The organism is Pseudomonas sp. R3-57 (genome assembly GCF_051132065.1).
In the GTDB taxonomy this organism is placed as follows: Bacteria; Pseudomonadota; Gammaproteobacteria; order Pseudomonadales; family Pseudomonadaceae; genus Aquipseudomonas.
In genome coordinates, this window is the sequence record NZ_CP071655.1 from 3,488,794 (window position 1) to 3,515,703 (window position 26,910).

The 26,910-nt window shown below is 62.9% G+C and carries 12 protein-coding genes; 2 read left to right on the forward strand and 10 right to left on the reverse strand.

Annotated features, from left to right (window positions below):
• The first annotated feature begins 68 nt into the window (after positions 1-68).
• Positions 69-1,643: an arylsulfatase gene (locus J3P93_RS15615; protein WP_434589323.1), complete on the forward strand. Its 1,575-nt coding sequence runs from the start codon at positions 69-71 to the stop codon at positions 1,641-1,643.
• Between the two features lie 205 nt (positions 1,644-1,848).
• Positions 1,849-4,353 carry a fused MFS/spermidine synthase gene (locus tag J3P93_RS15620; protein WP_434589325.1) on the forward strand — a complete coding sequence of 835 codons (2,505 nt, stop codon included), beginning with the start codon at positions 1,849-1,851 and terminating at the stop codon, positions 4,351-4,353.
• Positions 4,354-5,065: 712 nt separating this feature from the next.
• Here the strand turns inward: J3P93_RS15620 and J3P93_RS15625 are convergent.
• From J3P93_RS15625 to J3P93_RS15670, 10 genes are all read right to left on the reverse strand, one after another.
• Positions 5,066-5,362, reverse strand: coding sequence for a DUF971 domain-containing protein (locus J3P93_RS15625; RefSeq protein ID WP_434589327.1), 297 nt, complete (start codon positions 5,360-5,362; stop codon positions 5,066-5,068).
• Positions 5,359-6,321, reverse strand: a complete 963-nt coding sequence (locus tag J3P93_RS15630) for a HEAT repeat domain-containing protein (protein WP_434589329.1) — start codon at positions 6,319-6,321, stop codon at positions 5,359-5,361. The genes J3P93_RS15625 and J3P93_RS15630 overlap by 4 nt, the downstream gene beginning before the upstream one ends.
• Positions 6,318-7,166, reverse strand: coding sequence for an ABC transporter ATP-binding protein (locus J3P93_RS15635; protein ID WP_434589331.1), 849 nt, complete (start codon positions 7,164-7,166; stop codon positions 6,318-6,320). The genes J3P93_RS15630 and J3P93_RS15635 overlap by 4 nt, the downstream gene beginning before the upstream one ends.
• Entirely contained in the window at positions 7,166-7,948 is a 783-nt protein-coding gene (locus J3P93_RS15640) for an ABC transporter permease (RefSeq protein WP_434589333.1), read from the reverse strand. The genes J3P93_RS15635 and J3P93_RS15640 overlap by 1 nt, the downstream gene beginning before the upstream one ends.
• Positions 7,949-8,082: 134 nt before the next feature.
• Positions 8,083-9,486, reverse strand: a complete 1,404-nt coding sequence (locus J3P93_RS15645; RefSeq protein WP_434589335.1) for an ABC transporter substrate-binding protein — start codon at positions 9,484-9,486, stop codon at positions 8,083-8,085.
• Between the two features lie 229 nt (positions 9,487-9,715).
• Positions 9,716-9,961, reverse strand: coding sequence for a 4Fe-4S dicluster domain-containing protein (locus J3P93_RS15650; protein WP_003225615.1), 246 nt, complete (start codon positions 9,959-9,961; stop codon positions 9,716-9,718).
• Between the two features lie 27 nt (positions 9,962-9,988).
• A complete protein-coding gene (locus tag J3P93_RS15655; protein ID WP_434589338.1) occupies positions 9,989-11,719 on the reverse strand; it encodes a fumarate reductase/succinate dehydrogenase flavoprotein subunit in 1,731 nt (576 codons plus the stop codon).
• On the reverse strand, positions 11,716-12,468 hold the full coding sequence (locus tag J3P93_RS15660) for a GntR family transcriptional regulator (RefSeq protein ID WP_434589340.1): 753 nt from the start codon (positions 12,466-12,468) through the stop codon (positions 11,716-11,718). The genes J3P93_RS15655 and J3P93_RS15660 overlap by 4 nt, the downstream gene beginning before the upstream one ends.
• Positions 12,469-12,687: 219 nt before the next feature.
• Positions 12,688-13,575 (reverse strand): Dyp-type peroxidase, encoded by an 888-nt coding sequence (locus tag J3P93_RS15665; protein WP_434589342.1) that lies wholly within the window; start codon positions 13,573-13,575, stop codon positions 12,688-12,690.
• A 658-nt stretch (positions 13,576-14,233) separates the two neighbouring features.
• The gene (locus tag J3P93_RS15670; RefSeq protein WP_434589344.1) at positions 14,234-26,728 is read right to left on the reverse strand and encodes a filamentous haemagglutinin family protein; all 12,495 of its coding nucleotides are present in this window, start codon (positions 26,726-26,728) and stop codon (positions 14,234-14,236) included.
• Between the last annotated feature and the right edge of the window lie 182 nt (positions 26,729-26,910).

Sequence of the window (26,910 nt, forward strand, 5' to 3'; positions counted from 1 at the left end):
AGCGTGCTGCAGGACTGCAACAAACGTTTGTCGAAAAAACAACCACCCCCGCGAAAGGAGCAAGTCATATGACTCGCATACGCAAGTGGCTACCGAAGCTCGCCCTGGTGGCGGCGTCGGTGATGGCGTTGTCGGCAACCGCCACAGCGGCTGAAAAACCCAATATTCTGGTGATCTTCGGCGATGACATCGGCCAGACCAATATCAGCGCCTATTCCATGGGCGTGGTCGGCTACAAGACCCCCAACATCGACCGTATCGCCAAAGAAGGCATGATCTTCACCGATTACTATGCTGAAAACAGCTGCACGGCCGGGCGATCCTCGTTCATTACCGGGCAGACGCCGTTGCGTACGGGGCTGTCGAAAGTCGGCATGCCCGGCGTGCCGGTCGGCTTGCAGGCCCGCGATGTGACCATCGCCCAGGCGCTGAAGGCCCAAGGCTATGCCACCGGCCAGTTCGGCAAGAACCACCTGGGCGATAAAGACGAATACCTGCCGACCAATCACGGCTTCGACGAGTTTTTCGGCAACCTCTATCACCTCAACGCCGAGGAAGAACCGGAGCGCCCGTACTGGCCCAAGGATGACGCCGAGTTCGTCAAAGCCGCCTCACCACGCGGTGTGATCCACAGCTTCGCCGATGGCAAGATCGAAGACACCGGCGCACTGAACAAAAAACGCATGGAGACCATCGACGACGAAACCACTGCTGCCGCGCAGGCCTTCATCGAAAAACAGGCGAAGGCGGACAAGCCGTTCTTTGTCTGGATGAACACCACACGCATGCACGCATTCACCCACGTACGCGAGTCAATGCGTGGCCAGAGCGGGATGATCGGCAACGATTACGCCGACGGCATGCTCGAGCATGACGGCGATGTCGGCAAGCTGCTCAAAACTCTTGATGACCTGAAGCTCACCGACAATACGATCGTGGTCTACACCACCGACAACGGCCCTAACCAATGGTCGTGGCCGGACGCGGCAACCACGCCGTTCCGCAACGAGAAGAACTCCAACTGGGAAGGCGCCTACCGGGTTCCGGCGATGATTCGCTGGCCGGGCAAAGTCAAACCGGGTGAAGTGTCGACGCAGATGGTCTCGGGCCTCGACTGGTTCCCGACCTTGCTCGCGGCGGTAGGCGATACCGACATCAAGGACCGGTTGCTCAAGGGCACGGACCTGGGCGGGAAAAACTACAAAGTGCATCTGGACGGGTTTAACCAGCTGGATTACCTGACCGGCAAAACCGACAAGAGCGCACGCAGCGAGTTCTACTACTTCAACGATGATGGCGAGCTGGTCGGCATGCGCTACAACGACTGGAAGATAGTGTTCTGCGAGCAACGTGCTCCCGGTGGTTTGCAGGTGTGGAGCGAACCGTTCGTGTGCCTGCGCGTGCCGAAAATGTTCAACCTGCGCATGGACCCGTATGAACGCGCCGACGTCGTGTCGGATCAGTATTACGACTTCCTCACGAAAAACGATTATCTGATCTTTGACGGTACCCGGCGTTCGGCGAAGTTCCTCCAGACCTTCGTCGACTATCCACCGAGCCAGCGCCCGGCAAGCTTCAGCATCGATCAGATCCGTGCGGACGTAGACCGGCGTATCGAGGAAAAAATGAAGAAAGCTCAGTAACCATGCTGCACCGCCGCCCGCCTCCATCGGCGGCGGCCCTTTTGACTTGAGACCGTGTCGCCTCCATCGCGGGCAAGCCCGCTCCCACAGGTATCTCTGTGGTTCACAAAACCGGTAATCACCGGAGTTCCTTGTGGGAGCGGGCTTGCCCGCGATGAGGCCGGCACTGTCATGATGGTTTTCGAATCGAACCAAGGCTCCCGCAATGTCCACACGTATCGCCAGCAAGCCGTCGGCCATACCCGCCTCGCCCAGCGCCGCTGTGACCCTGCTCATCCCCGCCATCCTGCTGTGCATTTCCGGTGCCGCCGCGCTGGTTTATCAAGTGCTGTGGATCAAGCAGTTGTCGCTGGTGGTCGGCGTCGAGGTGTATGCGATCACCACGGGCATCAGCGCCTTTTTCGCCGGACTGGCCATCGGCGGCTGGCTGTTCGGACGCTGGGCCGACCGCGTGGCGCAACCGTTGTTGCTGTATGCCGGGCTGGAAGTGCTGGTGGCGATCCTCGCAGTCGGCACAACTGTCGCCATGAGTGTTGCGGCCGGTGCGTTTGCCTGGCTGCAAAGCCATGTCGGCGTGTTCGCCTGGCTGTTGCCGTTCACCCTGGTCGGCATTCCCGCCGTGTTGATGGGCGGCACCTTGCCGGTGCTGGTGCGCGCGCTGGCCAACGATCCGGGCAAGGCTGGCGGGCAGTTGTATGCGGCAAACACTCTGGGCGCGATTGTCGGCACTTTGCTCGCCGCGTTTGTGCTGATCGCCAGTCTCGGCGTGCGCGGCAGTGCCTTGTTTGCGGCAATGCTCAATCTGCTCGCGGCGGTCGGCGCATTGTGGTTCGCCCGCCAGCATCCAGCCGTCGTGACGGCCCCCATCAAACATCACGCTGAAAAAGCCCCGGATCGCACCGCGCTGTGGCTGTATTCCATCGCCGGTGGCGTGGCGCTTGGTTATGAAGTGGTGTGGTCACAATCGATCGTGCAGTTCATGAGCACCCGCACCTATGCCTTCGCCGTGGTGCTGGCAACCTATCTGGCCGGTTTGTTCATCGGCAGCGCCCTGCTCGCCCGCCGCGTCGAGCGCATCCGCGATCCGTGGGGCGTGTTCGGCCTGCTGATTGCCGGCGCCGGGCTGGTCGCGCTGCTGGAAATCGCCCTGCTCGGGCGCTGGCTGGTGCTCGCGCAGAGTCAGGCAGAAACCTGGCTACTGACGCTGGGAGCCAGCGAACTGGTCGGAATGAGCGCGCGCTTTGCCGTGGCGGCGCTGAGTATCGTGTTTGTGCCGACCCTGCTGCTCGGCGCGGCGTTTCCGTTGGCGTTGCGTTTGAGCGTCGGCCAGCAGCGTGTCGGCCGAGACGTCGGCGCGGTGGTGGCGTTCAATACGCTGGGCGGGATTGTCGGCGTGATGCTCTGCGGTTTTCTGCTGATCCCCTGGCTGGGTCTGGTACGCACCTTGGGCCTGCTGGCGATTATCGCCGCAGGCATCGGGTACATCGCCGTGCGCAAAGGGCATCACGTCAGGAAAGGTCGGCGGCAGGCCGTGGTGGCGTTGGGACTGATCACCGTGGCCGTGGCGCTGCTGACCCCGGTCGACAAAATCGCCGGCCTGCTGCCCGGCGCACGCAATGGCACCCTGGCGTTCTATGAAGAAGGCCGTGGCGGCACCGTCGCGGTCGTTGCTCAGGGTCGCGGCGCGAACACTTTCCACCGTTTGTACATTCAGGGCGTATCCAACACCGGCGATGCCATGCCATCGCTGCGCTACATGCGCATTCAGGCACTGCTGCCGCTGCTGATCCACAACGGCGAACCACGCTCGGCCCTGGTGATCGGTTTCGGCACCGGCATTACCGCCGGCGCACTGCTGCGCTATCCGGACCTGCAACACCGGGTGGTTGCCGAGCTGTTACCTGCCGTGGTCGAAGCCGCGCCGCTGTTCAAAGGCAACTTCAACGCCGCCAGCGATCCCGGCGTGGACGTGCGCCTGCGCGACGGCCGCCAGGAACTGCTGCGCAGCACGCAGACCTACGACCTGATCACCCTCGAACCGCCACCGCCGTCAGCCGCCGGCGTGGTCAACCTGTATTCGCGCGACTTTTACCAACTGGCCGCCAGTCGCCTGCAAAACCAGGGCATCGTCGCGCAATGGCTGCCGCTGCCGACGCAGAACATCGACGACTCACGCTCGTTGGTGCGCAGCTTTCTCGATGTGTTCCCCTACGCCTCATTGTGGACCAGCGAATTCCACGAAATGCTGCTGGTCGGGTCTCAGCAATCCATGACCCTCGACGCGGCAAAAATCAGCGCACGCTTCCAGCAGGACAGCGTGCGCAGCACCTTGCAGGATGTCGGCATCGGCTCCGCCGCCGCCCTGCTCGCAACCTGGGTCACCGACCGCGCCGGCCTCGAACGCTTCGCCGCCGACGCCCCCGCCGTGACCGACGATCAACCCCGCATCGAATACGCACCGTGGGTGCGCAGCCAGGAAATCACCCGCGTGCTGCCGGCCTTGCTCGACCTGTACCAACCGCCGCCACTGGTGAATGTCGATGGCGCATTCACCGAACGCATGCAAACGCACCGCCAGCGCCTGATGCAGTTTTATCGGGCGAGCCTGCATGCCTATGACGGTGATCGCGACGCCTGGGCGCGGGATATTCGCGAAGTCATGCAGGGGGATGGCTCGAACCCGTATTTTCGCTGGTTTGTCGGGCAGTGATGTGGCGCCTGTTGGGGCGCTATCGCCAGCAGGCTGGCTCCCACAGGTTTCGCGGTGGAGGGAAGGCTTGGGACAACATACGAATTCACAGTGGGAGCCAGCCTGCTAGCGATGGCGGTGGTTCAGGCAAATGTTTGACTCAGTCTGAAAATCAAAAGCCCCTCACCCTAACCCTCTCCCGGAGGGAGAGGGGACTGACCGTGTGGGATGCGAAAGCTACGCTGACCTGAAATACCGGGTCGTACGCAGTTTCCGAGCCCACAAATCGGCTCCCTCTTCTGGGGGAGAGGGCTGGGGTGAGGGGCGAATCCACCACAAATCCCAAGCCATGCGCTGCTTCTAACCACTCAATAGGCCGAGTGTCAGCTCGCCTGCTTTTGATCTTGATCCACCGGCGACGTCGGAAGGCTGAGTGGAGGGATTGATCCGGGCGTGGGAGCGCAGCGACCGTCTGGCGAAGCCAGACACAGCGGAAGGAGGTGCAGCGAAGCAAACCGTAGCCGCTGCGCCCGGATCGATCCCGGAGCGAAGGGACCCGAGCTTGCGAGGGCCGAACGCAGGAGCAAGCGTTTTGGGTTACCTTTTTGGCGTTTGAAAAAGGTGACCCGCCGTCAGGGCGGAACCCTAAGCCGCCGTGACCGCAGCAACGGATATGTACCCAAAACTCAGCGCCTGAAAGAAAGCCATCGCTTGCAGGCAAGCTCCCACAGTTTCAACCGAGTACATCAGCACAAAAATCAGCACCCAGCAGATAATCCCAGGGATAAATCCCCCGCTGATGCCCATCACTGAACACCAACTGCACCCCATACCCCTGACCATTCACCTCAACCACACGCACCCGATGATCGACCAACGGCGCACCCCCCCGCAGGCGAAACGCACGGCATTGCGAACACGGACACTGCCGCCGCAGTTGAGCATGACCCAACACCGACTCACGCCCATCCGGCCAACTCAGACGCAAGGTCCGCTCAGGCTGCGAATTGACCACCGCCAAAGGACTCATTGCAACTGACTCAAGGCAATCCGCACCGCCTTGCGCACTTCCGGATCACCGTCATCCTGCGCCGCCTGCAAAGCCGCCACAGCGCCACGATCATTCAACTCACCCAAGGCCAGCGCCGCCTCCTTGCGCAGGTTGCTGATGCGATGACCGAGCGTATCGATCAACGCCGCCAGCGCCGGCACGAAACGCAAACGACCCAGGCTGCGAGTGGCGCGCAGACGCACTTGCCAATAGTCATCGCTCAACGCCTCGACCAGCGCCGGGCCGGCGTCGCCATGGCCGACCTTGCCCAACGTCGTCGCCGCTTCTTCTCGCACCTGCCACGCAATGTCGCGCAAGGCCTGACGCAGGGCTGGCAACACCTCGGCACAGGAGGCCAACCCCAGCGCACCTGTCGCCGCACGGCGCACTTCGGTGTCCGGATCGTCGCTGGCCAAACGCGCCAACGCCGGCAGCGCGTCGAGTTGCTTGAGCCAACCCAGCACGCCGACCGCTTCGCGGCGCACATTGGCGTCGGCATCGTTCAGCGCGGCGACGGCAGCGGGTGCCGCGTCGGCAAAACGCAACTCACGCAGGGCGCGAAACGCGGCGATGCGCACGTTGACATCGGCATGAGCCGTCCACGGCAGAATCACCCGCCCCGCCGCTTCCGACTTGAGCAGACTCAGGCTTTGTGCGGCAGCCGCTTGCACGGCCAGCGATGGATCGGTCAACGCCTCGCACAGCGCCTGCACGACCGGCTCATCCTCCCAGGCCTCAAGCAATCGCGCAGCTTCGGCGCGGACATCTTCGGCAGGATCACGGCCAAGACGATCGACCAGCCAGAGCAAGCCATCCGGTTCTTCAAGATCCGCCAGCTCGATCAGGGCGATGCGCCGCACGCCAGGGTCATCAGCGGTCAGGCGCGGTTGCAGAGCGAGGATTTCATCGATATCGGTCACAGCAAAAATAGAGGTCATAGGGCAAATCGCGGCAAAGGGTTTTCAGGAGGCAAGCCGAGCGGGTTGAGGCGCGGCAGCGGTCGGTCGGTGTCGTGGCGCAGCAGGTCGAGGCAATGGCGTTTGAGGCGGGCGAACTCGGTGCTAGTCACCAGTTCGCTGGTACGCGGTCGGGAAAAATCCAGACGCAGGTCTTCGATGATCCGCCCCGGACGTGCGCTCATCACCAGCAAGCGGTCGGCGAGAAACAGCGCTTCGTCGATGTCGTGGGTGACGAACACGACGGTGGTCCGGATGCGCGTCCAGATATCCAGCAGCAGCTCTTGCATGTTCAGGCGGGTCAGCGCATCCAGCGCACCGAACGGCTCGTCCATCAGCAACAGCCGCGGACGATTGACCAGCACCCGAGCGATTTCCACCCGTTGCTGCATGCCGCCGGACAACTGATCGGGCCAGCGCTCGGCAAATCCGTCGAGCCCCACCAGTTTGAGAATGTCATCGGCCGCGCGATGCCGCTCGGCCTTGCCGATACCGCGCATCTTCAAGCCGAAGGCAACGTTGTCGCGCACCGTGCGCCACGGAAACAGCGTGTGATGCTGGAACACCATGCCGCGCTGCGGCGAAGGTCCGGAGACTGCCGCGCCGTCGACTTGCAGGTTGCCGGTGCTGGCCCTCAAGTGCCCGGCCAAGGCCCCGAGCAACGTCGATTTGCCGCAACCGGACGGACCAAGAATGCACACGAACTGGCCGGGGTCGATCTGGCAATCGAGACTCTGCACCGCTTCGAAGGCGTCGCGGCCTTCGCCGAGCACGATCGACAATTGGCGAATGTCGATCCGCCCTTCGGGGTTTTGCATCACGCTCATCAGGCTTTTCCTCGTGGTCGATGCCAGGGCGTGAACAAGCTGCCCAGACGTTTGATCAGCCAACTGCTGCCCATGCCCAGCACACCGATCAGCAACATGCCGACGACAATGTCGGCGTAGTTTTGAATGGTGTAGGACTCCCACGTGTAGTAACCGATGCCGAACTGGCCGGAGATCATTTCCGCCGTCACCAGACAGAACCACGACGTGCCCATGCCGATGGCCAGGCCAGTGATGATGCTCGGCGCGGCGCCGGGCAGAATCACTTCGAGCAGAATCGCCCGACGCCCTGCCCCGAGGCTTTTCGCCGAAGCGATCAGCCGCGGGTCGACACCTTCGACGCCGTGCACGGTGTTGAGCAGGATCGGAAACAGTGCGCCGGTGAAGGTGATGAAGACCATCGACAGTTCCGAGGACGGAAACATCAGGATCGCCAGCGGAATCCACGCCACGGCGGGAATCGGGCGCAGGACTTCCAGGGGCGGCAGCAGCACGTCTTCGGCCCATTTCGAGCGACCGATGGCCAGGCCCAGGGCGATGCCGATGACCAGCGCGGCGAGATAACCGGCAAACACGCGGCCGAGGCTGGCGGTCAGGTGCTGCCAGAGTTTGCCGGAGTCGCCGAGGCCCAAAGCAGCTTCGATCACGGCCAATGGCGTGGGCACGTTAGCAAAGGTGACCAGGCCGAGGTTCCAGTGGTGGCTGGCGGCGAGTTGCCAAAAGAGCAGGCAGAGCAGCAGTGAGGCGGCTCTAGGAACCCAGCGTAAACAGGATCGGTACAAAATAATTCCTCTCAACACAAATCCCTGTAGGAGTGAGCCTGCTCGCGATAGCGGTGTGTCAGGCAACACATCAACACCTGAGCCACCGCTATCGCGAGCAGGCTCACTCCTACAGAGGAAACGGTACTCCGAAGTTAGCGGACAGCCACGGCCTGGCTCGTGGCATCGCTGAAATCGAACACCTTGCCCCCCTGCACCGAAGCAAACTCCTGCGCCTGCCCCTTGAGCAGAAACGCACTCAAACGCCCATTGGCATCACTGGCAAACCACGCCTGCTCGGCCAGCAACTTGATCCCGCTGTCGCTGGCCTGCGCATACACCGCACGAATATTCTTGCCCTCCTGCTTCAACGCGGCCAATGCGCTGAACGCCGATTCAGCCGAGGCATAACGGCGCACCTTGTCTTCGCCGCGCACCCAGATTTCCGCGACATGGCTGACGTCGGTGATTGCTTTGCCGGTTGCGGCATCCACACCGGTCAACGGCGTCTGCGCGTAATTAGCCAGTTGCGCTGTGTAGTCGAGATTCGACGCGTTGAACGCCGCGAGGATGTATTGGTCGTCGATGAAGCTGTTGAGATCGAGCCCGCGATCGGCCTTTTTCAGCAGCTTCAGCGTGTCGATGGCGGTACCGACCGCCAGGCGATATTCGGGTTTCCAGCTCAGGTCGCGGGTCTGCACGCCGAGCGGGCCGTGGTACAGGTAGGCGACTTCGGCATCGACCCCGGTGACCTTGGCGATCAGCTCGCTGTATTTTTCAGGCTCGGCCGCGAGCAGTCGATTGGCCTCGAGACTCGCCCGCAGATACGCGACGACGATCTCCGGGTATTTCTTCGCGTAGGCCTGATCGACCAGCGCACCATGAAACGTCGGCGCATTGGCCTGAGAGCCGTCGTAGATCTTGCGAGCGAAACCGCGGCTGGGGAATAGTTCGGCGAACGGCACAAAATCGGCGTGGGCGTCGATCTTGCCGGCCTGCAACGCCGAGCCGGCCACTTCCGGTGGCTGAGCGATGATGTTGACGTCCTTGAGCGGATCCCAGCCCTGCGCCGCCACCGCGCGCAACAACATGCCGTGGGCTGTCGAGGCGAACGGCACGGAAATGGTCTTGCCCTTGAGCTCGGCCAGCGACTGCACCGAGGACGCGCTCGGCACGACAATGCCGTTGCCGCTGCCCTTGATGCTCCCCGACAGCACACTGATGAACAGGCTGTGCTTGCCCGCGGTTTCAAACGCCACGCCGTTGAACGCACCGGGGAAATCGGCCATGGCGCCGAAGTCGAGTTTGCCGGCGACCATCTCGTTGGTCAGCGGTGCGCCGCTGGTAAAGTTCTTCCACTGCACCTCATATCTGGCGTCTTTGTAGGCGCCGTCGTGGGGCAGGTATTTGTCGAGCAGACCCAGTTCACGAATCAACAAGCCGCCAGCGGCGCAGTTGATGGTGGTGTCCTGAGTGCCGATGGCGATACGGATGGTTTCGGCCGACGCCAACACGGTGAACGAAGCCAGTAGCAGACCGGCGATTGCTGCACGCAACATGGGTGTTTCCCCTCGAATCGTTTATTGGATGTTCGTCTCCGCCGCGATCGGGGCGCGGTGGGAAACGAGGGGTGTTGTTGGATTCAGCGTCCGGTGTTTCCGGATGGCTGGGGGTTGCCACTAATCCCTTGTAGGAGTGAGCCTGCTCGCGATAGCGGTGTGTCAGGCAACACATCAACACCTGAGCCACCGCTATCGCGAGCAGGCTCACTCCTACAGGAATCGGTGTTCAACGCAGGAGGTAGGGGATGTCGACCTTGACGGCCCCGGTCGGGCAATCCTTCTCGCACGGCATGCAGTACCAGCATTCATCGAACGCCATGTAGGCCTTTTGCGTGGCCGGGTTGATCGCCAGCAAGTCCATCGGGCAGACATCGACACACACGGTGCAGCCCTTTTCGGCGATGCATTTGTCCTCGTCGACGGTGACGGGGGCGTTGGAACGGAAGAAGATTTCCTGAGCTTGATAGGCCATGGTTCGGACTCTCTTTTTAGTGGTGCATCAAGCGGCGAAGGCGCCCACGCGCAAGCGGTCGTAAGCCTGCATTTCTTCAGCATCGAGCGGGATGATGTAAGGCTCGACGGCTTTCTTGAAACTGGTCATCTGGCCGTCCTCGCCCTTCTTCAGGTGGCAATGGCAGAACCACTCGCTGTCGTCGCGTTGCGGGTGATCGACGCGGTAGTGATACAAGCCCCAGCGGCTTTCGGCGCGGAACAACGAAGCGCGAGCAGCCATTTCGGCGCAGTCGCGAATCACGCTGGTTTCCATCGCGCGCATCAGTTCATGCGCGTTGTTGGCTTTCATCTGCTCCAGATCGCGTTCGATGTCGCTGAAGCGTTGCAGGCCAATCTGCATCTTCTTCGTCACTTTCGGCGGTTGCAGGTAGTCGTTGACGAAGCGCCGCAGCTTGTATTCGACCTGCGCTGGCGGCAGCCCGTGTTCGCGATCCAGTGGTGCGTAGACCCGGGCTTTTTCCTTGGCGATCTGCTCGGCATCCAGCGCCGTGAATTCGCGCCCGGCGACAAACTCCGCGGCGTTGTGCCCGGCGAACCAGCCGTAAGTGAAGGCACCGAGCATGTAGTTGTGCGGCACGGCGGCCATGTCACCCGCCGAATACAGGCCTTTCACCGAGGTTTCCGCGCGTTCGTTGACCCACACGCCTGACGCCGAGTGGCCGCTGCAAAAGCCGATTTCGGAAATGTGCATCTCGACCATTTGCGTGCGGTAGTCAGTGCCGCGATTGGCGTGAAACTGGCCGCGGCTCGGCCGTTCGTTGCTGTGCAGGATCTCCTCGATGTTCTGGATGGTTTCCTCAGCCAGATGATCGAGTTTGAGGAACACCGGGCCGTTGCCGCTTTCCAGTTCCTGATGAAATTCCCACATCATCTGCCCGCTCCAGTAGTCGCACTCGATGAAGCGCTCGCCCTTGTTGTTGGCGGTGTAGCCGCCCAGGGGACCGGTGACGTAGGCGCAGGCCGGGCCGTTGTAATCCTTGATCAACGGGTTGATCTGGAAGCACTCGAGGTTGGCCAGTTCGGCGCCGGCGTGATACGCCATCGCGTAGCCGTCGCCGGCATTGGTCGGGTTCTCATACGTGCCCATCAGGTAGCCCGACGACGGCAGACCGAGGCGCCCCGCCGCACCGCACGCCAGAATGACCGCTTTGGCCTTGATCACATGGAAATCGGCGGTGCGGCAATCGAAGCCCATCACGCCATTGACGGCGCCCTCCTCGTCGGTCAGCAAACGCGTGCAGACCAGGCGATTGGTAATGCTCACCCGCGCCCGCTTCAACTGCCGATACAGGACTTTCTTGATGTCGTGCCCTTCCGGCATCGGCAGCACGTAGGCGCCCATGTGGTGGACCTTTTTCACCGCGTAATCGCCGGTCTCGTCCTTCTCGAACTTCACGCCCCAGCGATCTAGTTGCTCGATAGTTTCGAAACTGTGCGTTGCATAGGCGTAAACCGCGGCTTGATTGACGATGCCGTCGTTGGCGATAGTGATTTCCTTGGTGTACTGCTCCGGCGTCGAATGGCCGGGAATGATCGCGTTGTTCAGGCCATCCATGCCCATGCTGATCGCGCCACTGCGTTTGACATTGGCCTTGTCGACCAGCAGAACGCGCAAGTCGCGGTTCTGCTCCTTGGCCTTGATCGCTGCCATCGGCCCGGCGGTGCCGCCGCCAATCACGACGATGTCGTATTCCTGTTCGAGCACGTTGCGGGTCATGCCTGCTCCCCTTTTTGCCGATCGATGCGCAGGCGGTACTGGAAGGCATCGCCACGGTAGTAAAGGTGTTCGAAGTCCAGCGGCTGGCCCTGGGCATTGTGGGTCAGACGCTCGATGCGCATGATCGGCGAACCGGCCTCGACGTTGAGCGCCTGGGTCAAGTCGCTGTCGGCGAGCACCGCATCGATGGCGAGATCGGCGTGGCCGAGGGCGATGCCGCAGTCGTTTTCGAGGATCAGGAAAATGTCGCGGGTGACCAGATCAGCCTTCTCCAGGCGCTCGCCCAGTGCTTTGGGCAAGTAGGTGATCTCCAGCGAGATCGGCTCTCGGTTGATCAGGCGCACGCGTTTGATCTGCGCCACGGTCTCGCCCTCCGCCACCTGCAAACGCTCGGCGACACGCTTGTCCGCCGCGATGAACTTGAAACTGCGCAGACGGTTGATCACTTCGTAACCGCGGCCGGTCATCGACTCGGCGAGGCCTTGCAGGCTGCTGACGTTCTGAAAGGTTTTCGGCTTGGCGACGAAGGTGCCTTTGCCATGGATCTTGAAGATCAGCCCTTCCTTCTGCAGATCGCCGAGCGCCTGGCGCACGGTGATGCGGCTGACTTTGAACAGCGCACCGAGTTCGCTTTCGGAGGGCATCTGGCTGTCTTGCGGGTATTCACCGTCGAGAATCCGCGCACGCAGCACATCGCGCAATTGGGTGTGCAGCGGGACGCTGCCAAGGGAGAGAACGTTATCGGTCATCTTCGGATCACTTGTCATAACGAGTTATGACGTGATCTTAGAGTTGTTATGACAAGTCTGGGAAATACCGAATGGGCATAACCTTAGATGCTTCACACGGTCGCTTTTGTAGGAGTGAGCCTGCTCGCGATAGCGGTGTGTCAGTCATTGATGTGTTGTCTGACACACCGCTATCGCGAGCAGGCTCACTCCTACAGGGAATCGCGTTGCAGCAAGGGATCAGCCGATGCGCAAGGCGCGCAGGTCGAGGTGGCCGTCCTTGAGTGGCGGGCACCAGTAGTAGCCGCCGGTGATCGGCCGGCTGATTCGATACAAGCCGTCGGTGATGCCGTCTTCCAGGCCGCTCATGCGCCGCAGTTGCGCTTCGAAGGCGTCCAGCGAGAAACCAAATGCGAGGAACATCAAACCGGCGCGATCGCCTTCGATCCACGGCATCGAGCGGCGCACGACGAAGGCTTCCGGGGCGAAGCTTTCCTGCGCGGTGCGTTTGACGTGGGCCGAGACCGGCGCATCGTCGATTTCTTCGTTGTCGCTCAGGCGCCGGCCCATGATGTTGTCTTTGTCCTCGCCGGACAGTTGGTGAAAGCCCTTGAGGTCGTGCTGCCATTGCTGGATCGCGGCGAAACTGGCGCCGACGTGGCCATCAGCGCCCTGGCTCAGCAGCGCGGCGGCAATGGCGGCGTCATCGTGGGGGTTTTCCGTGCCGTCCTCATAACCGGTGAGGTCGTGGCCGTCCTTGTGGCGGAAGGCTTCCTGACGGTCGACCAGGCGCAAGGCCGGTGCGAGTGCGGCTTCAAGGGCGTTGGAGCGATTGAGCAATTCGCCACGGTCGACACCGTGCAACCAGACCCACAGCGCGTGCTGGGTGGCAGGGTTTTCAACACCGACACCGGCCAGCGCCGGGAAGCTGCGCAGACCGTCGATGTACACGTTGAGCACCTTGACCAGCGGTTCACCGAAACCGACCACCGCCGACGCGCCATCCACCTGATTGAGCAGGTTGTCGAGCGCCTGCGGCAGCGCTTCCACCGACTCGAGGGCGAAGAACAGGTGACGCGCTTGCGCAGGAACTGGGGTGGCGAGAATGCCCGGCTGGTAGTAACTCATGTGAACTCCTTGAAAAAGTGCGCGGAGTTTACCTGCGGGCGGTGGGTTTGTGGGGGGTTGGTGAGTGCATGAGCCCCAAACCCTCACCCCAGCCCTCTCCCAGAGGGAGAGGGAGCTGACCGAGGTGAACAGGAAAGGTACGCCGACGTGAATTACCGAGTCGTACTCAAGTTTTGAACCCCCACAAATCGGCTCCCTCTCCAGGGCGAGAGGGCGGGCGGCGTTCCGATGAGGGGCAGCTCCACCACAAACCCAAAGCAACCCGCCGCTTCTAACCACTCTACAATGAGCGTTAGCTCGCGTGCTTTTGATCTTGCTTTTGACTCACCGGCGACGTCGGAAGGCTGAGTGGAGGGATTGATCCGGGCGTGGGAGCGCAGCGACCGTACGACGCAGTCGTACACAGCGGAAGGAGGTGCAGCGAAGCAAACCGTAGCCGCTGCGCCCGGATCGATCCCGGAGCGAAGGGACCCGAGCTTGCGAGGGCCGAACGTAGGAGCAAGCGTTTTTTTGCTTACTTTTTTTAGGCGTTTGTAAAAAAAGTGAGTCGCCGTCAGGCGAAACCATAAGCGGCCGTTACCGCAGCAACGGATATGCACTGAATCAGAAAAATAAGGGCGACCCAACGGTCGCCCAAACATACCGCACGAGAGTTCTCTTACATCGTCAGCTGCCCACGCTCCTCCTCGGTCAACTGCTGCCTGGCCTGCTCATCCAACGCCCCCGCGCCCAAGACCTGCACCGGGCTGTTCGGGTTGTAACCCGGGGCCGGTGCGCGGCTGGCGCCATCGCGCGATGGTGTGAGTTGTTCGTTGCCGAAGCTCAGCACCTGCACGGTGAACACCGAGGCCTGATTCTGCCGCGCCGCCGCTTGTTGCTGCCGCGCGACGTCTTCGGCGGCTTGCGTGGCCGAGGATGCCGCCGAGCTGGCCGAGGTGATCGCGCCGGTGTTCACCGCGGACACCACCGGCACACCGGTTGCCTTGCCCTGCACCGAAATGTTCGCGGCGTTGACCACCGTTAGCGCGGCGATGTTGACGTTGCCCGACACGCGAATCCCCGCCTCGCCCGCATCGATGGTGCCCAGCGGCGCGATCAGGTCGATATCGCCCGGCGCCACTTCGGCAATCGGGTTGAGCGTGGCAATACCGGCGCCGGTGCTCGGCACCGACGGCGACAGCGTGACGTTGCCCCACGTGTCGTAGACACGCTTTGGCGGGGTGTAGACCACGGTGGTTTTCGAACCGCGACCAGCGTTGATGTCGCCCTCGGCCGACCAGCCGAGAATCGAGCCGCCGAAGGTGGTCATGATCCGGCTCTGCCCGAGCAGGATGCTGCCCTGCGAATACAGCTGAATGTTGCCCGAGCCCTGGGTGATGATCCCCGCCGTCGAGGGTGGTGCTGCGCCTTCGATGCCGAACACCTGACCGCCGCCCGGGGTGAGCATCTGAATGTCGCCGCCAAACAGGGTCTTGACCCCTGCTCCGCCGTACAGCGTGATATCGCCGTCGTAGCGGATCGGGTTGCCGGCGACATCGGTGGTCGGGAACAGTGCCGCAATCGCGTTGCGTCCGCGCAGATAACTGCCTTGGCGCGGGCCGTCGGCGTTGTTGTACTCCAGGCCGCCGGCGCGCAGTTCGGCGAAGTACACCTGCCGGGCGAAGATTGCCTGCTCGACGCTTGGCAGCGCGGCGAAAAAGGCTTGCGCCTGTTCCGCGTTGCCGCTGAAGCCGTACCCGAGGGTCAGCCAGCTCTGCAGCTCGTCGAGGTACGTCTTGATCACCTTGCCCGGTTGCGCGCTCAACGACGAATCAGGATTGGCCAGATTTTGCGGATTCAGGTAATGCGCGATGAACCGTGAATAATCCGGCCCTTGCGCGCCGGTGCCGGCCTGCAAGACCACGCTGGCGCCCGGCCGCTGATCACCTGCCAGCAACGAACCAAGGCTGGTGATGCTGGCCCGGTCTTCCATGAGAATGTTACGCCCGGCATTCACCTCCAGGGTGCCAGGGCCGGCGATATCGAAGCTGCTGTAGAGGATGTCGCGACCGGCCGATACTTTCGACACGTCCCTTGGATCGTTATGCACGAACAGGTTGCCGGTGGAGTAGATCGTGTCCTTGGTGGTGCCGACGCCATCCTTCGGCGAAATCGTCGGCTGGCCCAGATAGGTGCCAGAGGCGACGATGTCGCGACCGGCCATCATCCACACCGGCCCGGCGGCTTCGTACCAGGTGCGCAGCGAATCGCTCGCCCGCAACGATTCGCCGCTGCGGATACCAACCAGATCGCCGGTCAACGCGTAGATTCGCGCCGGGCCCATTACATCGCTGAGGCTGGCGTACGAGTTGCTGCCGAAAGCGAACAAGGGATAACGCAGATTCGGTTCCGCGGCGACACCATCGCTGCCGCTGTTAGAGATGAACGGGGTTTGCGCCGAGTTGCTGGCATAGCCGTTGAACGCCGGGGCAAACGGCGTGGCAATTGCCAATGGACTGGCCCCGGACTGGTTGATCGCATAGCCGCCGGCATAAATCGAATCACCGGCCAACAGCTCCAGTTGACCTGAGGCCGACGGCGCCAACAACAGCGACCAAGCGGTCGCGGGCGCGGTGTTGCCGACGCTGTAAGCCGCCGACGAACCGGCGTAAATCGAACCCTGCCCTGCCACTGCGCGCAGAATCGACGGATAGACGAAACGGCTGTCGGTGGGCGAAGTGTTCTGCCCTTTGAGTGGCCCGTTGGTGTCGGTCTCGGCCAATTGGGTACTCGGGGTGAGATTGCCGCCAGCAGAGAACAGATCGATCGCCGTGTGCTCGGTCCACAGCGAAAAGCCGCTCAAAATCCCGCCCTGGGTGATGTCCCCCGCCTCGTCAAACAACGGCGTGGCGTTCTGCAGACGCACGCGGCCCGGGTCTGCCGCGCCGCCGAGCACCAGATCGCCACGGGTGTTGATGCGCATGCCCGAGTCGCCGGGTATCAGCACCAGCCCGCCGGATGCGTTGCTGGTGGTCGCGGTGAACGGGTCAAGCGCACGGGTTTCGCGAGCGTCATGCTGCACGCTGTTGGCGCCATATTGCAGATTGATGCCGCCGACCGCGCTGCCACTGATCTGGGCCGCGCCGCGCAGGTTGATCAGCGCGCCTTGCAGATCATGTCTGGGCGGCGTGATCCCATCGTTGCCGGCCCGCGCTTGAAGGGACGGGTTGAGCGAGCCACCGATGCGGATATCCATGTCACCGCCACCGGTCAGTTGCAGGCTGCCGTCGCTGCCGACGCGACCGGTGCTGCCCACCGCCACGATCAGCCCCTGACTGCGCGGGTGGGTCCGCGAATCCCCCATAGGTCTGAGCATGCCGGCGTCTTCGCCGGCGCGCAGACGGATATTGCCGCCCCCCAGCGTACCGAAACCGGTGAAGCCCACCAGATACGGCGCAGCGTCCATGTCGGCATCCGGCAATGGCTGAGTCACATAACTGCCGAAGTTGATCCACCAGGCGGTCGGCACGTCATTGTTGCCGGTGCCCTGACGCCATAACCAGTTGCCCACCGCCACACTCGGCACCTGCTCACGGTAGCCGCCGCTATTGGCGGCCTTGCGTCCAAGGGTATCGCCAGAAACCGAACCGCCGGCGCTGATCGTCAGGTTGCCCCCCAACTGTGGATACCAGGCCTGATAAAGACTGTCGGCGCCGCCGTTAACCCATTTTTCGACATCGCTGCCTGCGCTGCCCAATACCGAGTCCTTGTCCGACAAGCGCCCACGCATCTGGTTGAAGCGCGGATCGACATCGGCCGACTGGGTGCCCGCGGTGTACACGCCAAATGGCGAGGCCATGCTCACATTACCGGCGGCGATCAGATCCAGATCGCCGGTGCCAGTGCGCAAGACGCTGAACATCTGACTGTGGATGGTAGCGCTCTTCGCCGGATTGCTTTCGACGCACACCTCGGGATAGCTGTCGCACAGCGTCAGGTATTCCTCGGGAATCGGCGCGTAATCCTGGAAACCGAACTGGTTGCCAGGGGCCCAGGTCCAGCGCGCCATGGGTGCACAGGCGCCGGGATCGGTGTCGCAGAGAATCAGGTATTCCTCGGGCACCGGTTCGAAGGCAGGGAACCCATACTGGTTGGTTTCCGACCACACCGCGCGTGGATTGCCTTCGGTGATCTTCGCCCCGTAATGGGTGTCCGCCAGGCGCAGATTGCCCTCGGCGGTGAGCGGTTTCACCGCACGACTGTCGGCTGCGGAAACATCAGCCCCCGCCACCGCGCGGATCGACCACGACGCACTGCCGGACGGCAACATCGGCGCGAGTGCCCAGTTGGCGCCCTGGCTGGCGCCATTCAAGGCGCGCAACTCGATGAACGCGACACCATCAGCGAGCACCACATTGGTCATCGACGGAATCAGCGAGCCGCGCAACAGCGCCACTGAACGGCTCAACATCAAATTCTTGCTACTGCCCGTGTCGGCATCGAAAGCGCCTGGCAACGGCACGCCTTTGGGCCAGTTCATGGCATTCAATGCCGTGTTGCGATTCAAGCGAATACCAGCGCCCAAACGGCTATTGGCCGGTACCGTGATATCGTCGCCGAGCAGCGTTCCGGCGGCATACAACAGATTGCCCGAGGCGTCATGCACCGCCCCCGCCAGCACCGTGCCGGCGCTGAAGGTATAAGGTGCGGCCAGTTCCACCTGCACCGGCAGCAGCGTGCCGCTGACCAGCGTCGTCGCCTGAATCGGCAAATCGTAGTTGAGGGTCACGCCCGCCGGAAACTGCGTACCCGGGGCCAGCGTCACCCCGGCTCCCGGCACAATCAGATCGCCGCCGAACGGCTGCACGCCCGGCACCAGCTTCCAGCCAGCGTCGTCGACGGTTTCGGGTGGCGGCGCGAAACCGTCGTTGATGCTGCCGTAGATATCAAGGTTGCCGCCGGCGCGAATCACCAGGCTGGCGGACTCACCAGAGCCATAAACACCGGCGACCTTGCTCGTGTGCGGATTGAGGCTGTCATAGCGGTAGCGCGACAGATCGATGTCACCTTCCACCACAAGGTCGCCGGCCGCTGTCTTGCTGGCGATCTCGACGCCGGGACGCAGGTGGAAGGCATCGGCGTAAGCCGCGTTGTTCAGACCGGCCAGTTTGCGTTGCAACAGATCGGCGTTACTCAGCGCGGCCTCGACGAAAGTCGTGTTGTCGCCATCGATGCGGGTAAAGAGCGCCTGATCGATCACCTGATACGGCCGGCCACTGGCCGCTGGATCGACACCATCGCGCGCATCGGTATAGCGCCGCATGCCATTGAGGCCGATGGAACGCGCGCCTTGAATATTCACGGTGCCAGTCGCGTCGATGGCGATGTCACCGGCGCCCAGACGCGGTGCGTTGAGTTCCAGGGTACCGCGCAGCATCTGATCGTGCTGACCGGCGAGCAAACCCGACACCGCATCGGTACCATGACGCAAGTCGATGCGCGTACCCGACGCCAGGGTCAACAACCCGGTGCCTGAATTCAACTCGACGATGGCACGGTTCGGCGCGTCGATGATCTTGCCGTAACTGTCGACGCGCAACACCCGACCATGGGCATCAAGCACGCTGTCGCCGGCCAGCGTCAGGCCGTTTTGCGCCGACAGTCGAATGCTGCCGACCCGCTCGCCGCTGGCATCGATCAAACCGTTGACCGTCAGGCTGCCATTGTCCACCGAGACATTGACCTCGCCTGCCTTGAGCCCGTCGCCAATCAGCAAATCGCCTTGCTTGAGTTGCAAGCTGCGACTGCCGAACACCTGCCCGGCGTTCAGGCGCTGGTTGAGTGCCGCGAACTGCACGCTCGCGTCACCGCCCAACTGCTGGGCGCGAATATCCACGCCAGCGGCGTTGTACGGTACCCGCGTACCACCGGCGTCGTAGTAGCCGCTGCTGGCGCCGATGATTTCGCCCTGCAGATCGACAACGCCGGCATCGATCGCCAATGCCACGGCGCTGAGGTTACCGGCCTGATTGTTTTTTGCCGACAGGTCGATGCGCGACCCGGCAAACTGGCGGATATTGCCGTTGTTGCTCAACAAGGACACGTCGCCGCCCCAGCTGTATTTGCTGACGTCGTTGAACGGCAAGGTGCGCCCGGACATGTCCAGTTGCGCACCGTCGGCCAGCGTCAAGTCGTGTTCGGCTTTGGCCGTGAGTTTGCCGCTGGCCAGCGCAATGCGGCTGTCGAGCACGATATCGCGGGCTTGCAGATGGAGCTCTGCGCCGAGGGCATCGGCCACACCCGAAGCAGCCGCACCGCCGAGCGTCAAGCGATTGCCGGCCTTGAGCAGATTGACCGACGCCGCCTCACCGGTCAGCAATGGTGTGCGCAGCGTGAGGTTGCCGCCCGTGTAGGCGTAACCCTTGAGCGGGTCGTAAGCGCCCTGCTGCTGATACACCGCCAGGCTGCCTTTGTGATTGGCGGTGATACGTTCGCTGGCGCTCAGGTTAACGTTGGCAAACCCCAGCGCCAGACGATTGTTCTGATCAAGGCCATTGGGTTGTGGCATAGGGCCGTAACCCAACTCGATGCGTTGTGCCTGAATATCCAGGGTACCGCTGCCGGTACCGGCGCCGCCGCTGATCACACTACCGGGGTCCTGAGTGGCCCCGTTCCAGATCAGGTTGGCGGTGCGGATCGTCGCGATATCCTCGGCACCGCCTGCACCATAAATCGCCGGGGTGGCGAGCACGAGGTTTTGCAGCTTGCTCTGGCCTGTCTGCGCATCGAAGGTGTCGAGGGTCACGCTGCCGTAGAGATTGAAGGCGTCGCGCGTGGTCAGGCTCAGTGTCTCCAGAGCCGGCGCGCCGAACCGGGTATCACCGCGCAGCAAACGATCCAGAACATTCTGGTTCAAGGTCAGACCGGCCGGTACGCGGTCGCCTGCAGCCGCCAGCGCCTGGGCACTGCCAGCGTTGAGCGCGCCCACCGCCAGCGCCAGATGACGCGTGCCAAAACGCACGGCTTCACCCAGCTCGAACTGGTTATCCGTCGCGGCGGTGATACTGCCGTTTGAATATAGCAGCGCCGGGCTGGCACACACCGTCGTGGTGCAGGTGCCGATCCGAATGCTGCCGGCACCGGTGAAACCACCGCCCGCCTCCGGCGCCAGCACATTGGTCCAGCCGTTCGAGACCACCACCACACTGGCCGCGCCCGGCTGGTAAATGTACCCGGCCGTCGAGTCATAAGCGGCGTTGCCACGCCCCAGGGCGTTGATCCCGGCGCCCGCTTCGACGGTGATGCCGCCACTGATCGAGTTGGTGCGCAGCAACACTTCCGGTGCCGCCAGCAACGCCCCGTCACGCAGGACGATGCTGGAGGTGTCCCCGATGAATCCGATGATGTTGCCCGCCGTGCTGTAACTGACGGTCGGCATCGCGCCGAGGGTCAAACGTCCGGCGTTGAGGTTATTCAACGTTTCGGCGTATAGCGAGATACCGTTGAAGCCCTCGGTGGGCGCCTGCCCGCTGCCGAGGATTTCGAAGCTGCTGCGGGCGTTGCCACTGCGCACCACTGCCGTGCCGACCAGACCACCCGCGGCGGCGCCGAACCGCGCCTGTCCGTTGAATTGCAATGCGATGTCCTGCTCGCCACCGTCAATCAGGCGCAGGTCCAGCGTCTTGCCGTCCTGCGGGGCCAGCGCCCGGGGGACTCCGCGGCGCACGGCATCGCTCTGAATGAATTGGCCGAGACTGGTTTCGTTGTACTGCGAGTAACGGCGCAACACATCCGCCGACGTCAGGATGACCTGTTGGGCGAGGCTGTCGCGCAGGGGGGTGTTGGCAATCGACATTTGTCCGCTGCCAGTCCACGAACCATTACGCATCGGCAACGCACCATGGCTTGCACCCGGCGTTGCCTGACCGTTGACTTCGACCCGGAACGCCCCGGGCAGCAAAGCAAACGTCGACGGCAACAACGTGTATGTACCGGCCGCCAGACCCGGCACTCCAGCGCCAATAGTGACCTGCTGACCGATACGCGGATCGACTGCGCCGGCCTCGGTCAACACCGGTGCGTAAGTGCTCTGGTTGCCCGGAACGATTGCGTAAACAGGGTTGCTCGCCAACCCCGGCAAGCTGAACGTGCCGTCGGTAGCGTTGCGCACCAGCGGATTGAAACGGGCATCTGTGGAACCGCCGCGCCCGGAAATGAAACCGGCACCGCGCAGGTCGCCACCCCCCGACAAATCGATGATTGCGCCGCTCTGCACATCGATGAACCGGGTGCTCATCGACACACCGGTCGCTTCCCCGGTGACGCCGTCCAACACCACCGATCTGCCGCCGTAGCGGTAATCGATGCCATCAGTGGTGCCGCCGTAGGGCATGACCAGCCCGGCACCGCTGACCGACGTCACGCTGCCCGGCAACAAACGAACCTCACGGGTGGTGGTCAACAAGTCGTCGCCAAGGACAATCTTGCCCAGCGGTGCACGCAACACACCGCCCTGCTCGATAGACGCCGCCGAGAAGGTCAGCTTGCCGAACGCCGAAAAAGGCGCAGCAGCCGGCGCCGCTCCGTGGCCGCTGATGCGCAGGGTATGTTCGGCCGCCGACTCCGCGCCCTGATAACCGACACGCACTTCTGCCTGAACATCACTGGCGGGATAAATCTGTGCCGCCCGCAGGTTCAAGTCACCTGGGGTCCACAAACGGCTTTTCTCTGCGCCATCGGTGGGTGCCAGAAAGCGCAGATCGCCGCTGCTGTCGAGACTCACCTGGGCAAAACCACGGCGACTGTATTCGGCGGCCGCTGCCTTCAGTTGCAGGATCGAACCCTGTGCCCCGAACGACAGACCATTGCCCAGATCCATCAGGTTGGCCGACGCCGTGAAGCGGGCGTCCGCCAGCCTGGCGGTCGGGCTGTTCGTCAGGCGCGGGCGCACGCTGCCGACCACGCTGTAATAGCTGCCGACGCCGGACAGGCGCAGATACGGCGCGCTCAGATCGACCCGTGCCGTGTCTTTGGCTGACTCGGCCAGGGTCAACGCCCCGGCGTACAGGCTGAGGCTTTGCTGCATGTGCAGGTTGACGTCACCGTCGAACGACAACAGTCCGTTGCTCAACAGGCTCAGGGTGTCGAAGCCGCCCGCCATCAGGCTGTCGGCATGCACACGAGCCTGACCGTAGCGCAAACCGTCGTCAGCCTCGCCCGGGCGCAGGTCGGCGGCAAGCGTCGGCCCGGTCGACGTCTGGTCGATGATCAACTCGCGTGGCGTGCGCACACTGTTGTCCGCCGAATCGACGTACAACGGCGTCTCCAGCGCCACTTCCAGACGACCACCGGCTGCCCCGACACCGCCGGCCAGCGCGCGCAGATCACCGTCGATGAACAGGCCGTTGTAAGAGCCGATCGCGATGCGTCCGCCATCAGTGGCTACGCGCGTCGGTCCCTGCCCGGCGATGTCCAGCAGCGCCTCGGCACCCGAAGCATCGAGTTGTGCGCCCTGGCGCACCACCACGTAAGCATCGGCGGCAGTGGCCGTGGCGAGTTTCGCGTCGATCTCGCCACCGAGGATGATGCTGCCCGCCTTGCCGACCTGCCCATAGGTGCGACCCAAAGCGTCCACTGCGGTGTTCACGCGCCCTGCCACATCCAGCCGCGCGTGTTCACCGATCCAGATCGAACGGTCATGCGCGTTCGGCTCCGCGAGTTGATCGGAGGTGGCCGGTTTGATCGAGCCGAACTGTTGCTGGCGGATATCAATTGTGCCGCCCCAGGCATTGAGTTCACCGTCCACGGTGATCTGCCCGGCGCCGCGCAATGTGATGCTTTGCCCCGGGTCGACGCTGATGCGCGAGCCACGGCCGAGGGTCAGGCTGCTGTTGGCCGCATCGATCAGGCTGAGCAGGCTGGCCCCGCCTTGCAGCGTCAGGCTGGCACCGGCGCGTTGCGTCAGCACGCCCTCAGTCGGGTTCTGCTGGAACAGCGCCGGCGTCCACAACTCCAGCGCCGCTTGTGGATCGGCGCCGCTGAGCTGATTCGGCGCGGCATCGCTAAAACGGTACAGCGGCAGACTGACGTCAACGACACTGCCTTCAACCACGTCCAGACCGCTCAAGCCAATCAGGTTGTAAGCGGAGAAACCTTTGTTGAACAGATCGGTAGACAGTTGCAGGGTGTTGTCGGCCAACGGTTTGTCGCTCTGGCCGATCAGGATCTTGTTGGCCTGCACGGTCAGGGTGCCGCCACCCGTTACACCGTAGCCACGCCACTCGCCATCGAGGCGCAGGTGCGATTGACCGGGTGCGGATATCGCGCTGGATTCCAGAGTCAAGTCACCGCCCTTGCCGCCGCGGGTCTTGCCGTTGGCGAGGATCGCGCCACCGGACGACACATCGAGCACGCTGCCGGCGCCGATATTGATATCGCCGCTGCTGCGGATCGACACCCGCCCACCGTTGAGCGAGGCCAGGCTCGCGCCATCGTCCGGCCGGGTACGCAGATTGCTCCAGACGCCGCGGGTATCGAGGTGAACGTCTTCGGCCACAGACACTTGCGTCGGTTTGCCGGTTTTCGCCGTGAGCCGGGTGTCGCTGCTCTGGGTACCGTTGAACTGATTGAGCACGTTGCCCAGACGCAGGCTGCCGCTACGCGCGGTCAGGTCTGCGCCGATCTGCACATCCGGCGCATACAGCGTGATGTCGCCAGCGGTATCGACGGTGATCGCGCCGTCGACGACGACTTGATCCCTGGCCGCCACCTTGAGCGCACCGAGACGGAAACCGTTGAGCTGCTCGTTATCGAGGAACAGCTTGCCCTGGCGCGTCTCTGACACGGCACTGGCGAGGTCCAGGTCATTGCCGGCCAACGGCCTGTCGCCACCGATCTGCACCTGATCCAGCAACGGATTGAGCGTATACAACACGCCGCCCGCCGCCGCGACATACGCCGGGTCATAACTGCCGACGATCAATTGCGCGCGGCGTGCCAGTGCGGTCTGGCTCTGCTCATACCCGTCGAGCACCGGTTGGGGCGCCTGATTTTGCCGCTCGCCCTGATACACCTCGCCGAGCATCTGCCCGTCGAGCATGGCGTTGGCCGTGGCGATCACCAGTTGCCCGGCGTCCCGCCCGACGGTGTAACCCGACTCGATACGCGAGCGCGGGGCAATCAGCGGATTGTAAAAATAGCGGGTCTGACCCCAGCGTTCGCTGCTGTCCTCAAAACCGTTGTACAACCCGGTGTAAAGCAGATCGCCCGGCGCACGGGACACTTCATACAGCTTGCCGTCCGCACCGCGCAGCCAGCTCTGGCGAATCTCGCCGCTTTGCACATCCAGGGTGCCGCCGGACAAATTGATCAACGAGCCCTTCTCGGTGACCACATCGTTGCCGGCAAAACTCACCGTCCCACCCTGCGCCATCCATTCACCGACGCTGTGCGTCTGGGTGCCGAGATAACCGCCGACTTCAAGCAAGCCCCCGGGGGTGTACCAGCGATCCGAGGCATAGCCGTTGGTGCCCGCCGGCACGTAGACCAGTTCGCGTACATCGATCCAGATGTCATTGCTGTTGAGCGCGCCCTTCTCGCGATTGACCGAGGCATCGCGCTGCTCGTTGCCTTGCACATTGATCTTGATGTTGTTGTTTTCCATCGCCACTTTGACGCCGAGTGCACCCGACACGTCGATCATCGCCCCGTCGCGCACCAGGCTGCGGCGCTGCGCCGTCACTGCCACTTGCCCGCCGGTAGCGAGGGTGATCGAGCCGTTCTGGAACTCGACGCTGCCACCGCTCTGAATCTCGATACGCGACTGATCGCCCCGAATCCGGTTGTTCGCAGTGACCGCGCTGAGGGCCGCCTGATGCTGACTGTCGAGTGCGCTCAGGTCGCTGCTGTCGAGCATGATCGCCGTGACACTGCCTTGCGCCAGCGTGACGCTGCCAGCACTGTCGCTGTCGGGGTTGGACAGATGAACGGTGCCGCGAGCAGCCACTGAGGTGCTGGCGAGCAATACGCCGTTCTGCAGCACTTCGTGGCCGGTCAGAGTGATGTCGCCAGTGGCGGACTGGATCAAGCCGTTGTTGCTGACCTTGCCGCTGACGTCGCCCGCCTTGAAACCAGGGGTGACTTCGTTACCGAACGTGGTCGACAGCGCATTGCCCTCGGTGCCTGCGCCTTTGCGAATGTAGAAGCGGTCACCGGCGCCGAGTACGGTCTGGCCCTTGGCGGTGCTGATGCTGCCATCGTTCTGCACTTCGCTGCCGAGCAGCAAGGCATAACCACCGCCATCAGTAGACGTCGCGGGTGGGTGCGTTGCAATGCTCGCGCCGCGTTCCACCAGTACCTTGCCAGCGGCATCGGTAAAGGTCGGCTGCGTGGCGCTACTGTCAAAGTACAGACCACGCTCGCGGAACTGGGTATCGGTGATGCTGGCCGCCGCTGCCACGAGGTTGCGCACATTGACCTGACTGCTGCCGCTGAAGACGATGCCGTTGCGGTTGATCAGCATCACCGTGCCGTCGCCCTTGATCTGCCCCTGGATCTGGCTCGCCCGGGCATTCGGATCGTTGACCCGGTTGAGCACCGCCCAATTCGCTTGCTGGTCAAATTCAACCGTGGTGTTGCGCCCGACGTTGAAGGTTTCCCAATTGAGAATGGCCTTGTCGGCGGTCTGTTCGATCTTCACCGTGGTCTTGCCGTCGGCCTGGGTTTGCTGCGGGCCCTTGGCATTCTGCCAGCCTTGGGTGAGGCTGTTATCGACCTTCAGACCGCCCTCGCCCAAACCGTCCGGGACAAACTGCACCGAGCCCAGCGCAGCGGCACGACCTGCCGCCTGAGCCGCCTGCTGCGCGGCAATCGCGGCGACCGTGTTGTTCAGGGTCTGGATCGAGCGCTGCAATTGCTGGTTGGCTTTTTGCTGCTGTGCCAGGGGCGGCGTCATGCCCGGCAAGCCGCCGCTGCTCGGCCGCGCGGCTGCACCTTGCTGCGCGGCCCCCTTGGCGGCGAACCAGTTCGAACTGAACGCCGGTGCCGCCTGCGCATTACCCGCCACCAGACACAACGCCACCGCTTGGGCCAGTGGTTTGAGCAACCACAGCGCCGGCTCCGCGGCTTCACGTTTGAACGACTGGACGTTGGTACGACGGGATGGGCGAGCGAGCATCACTACGAGATCCTTTTGGGTTGCCACACTTTGGTTGCCACACAGGCCGCAGGCGTGCAAAAACCTGCTGTTACGTCATAGGCAGTTGGCGGCGGTCGCGACCGAACGGATGTCACACAAACTTCATGTTTGCGGTGTATCCGCGGTGTCTATGGTTGTTTTGCGGGCAAAAAATGGCAGCC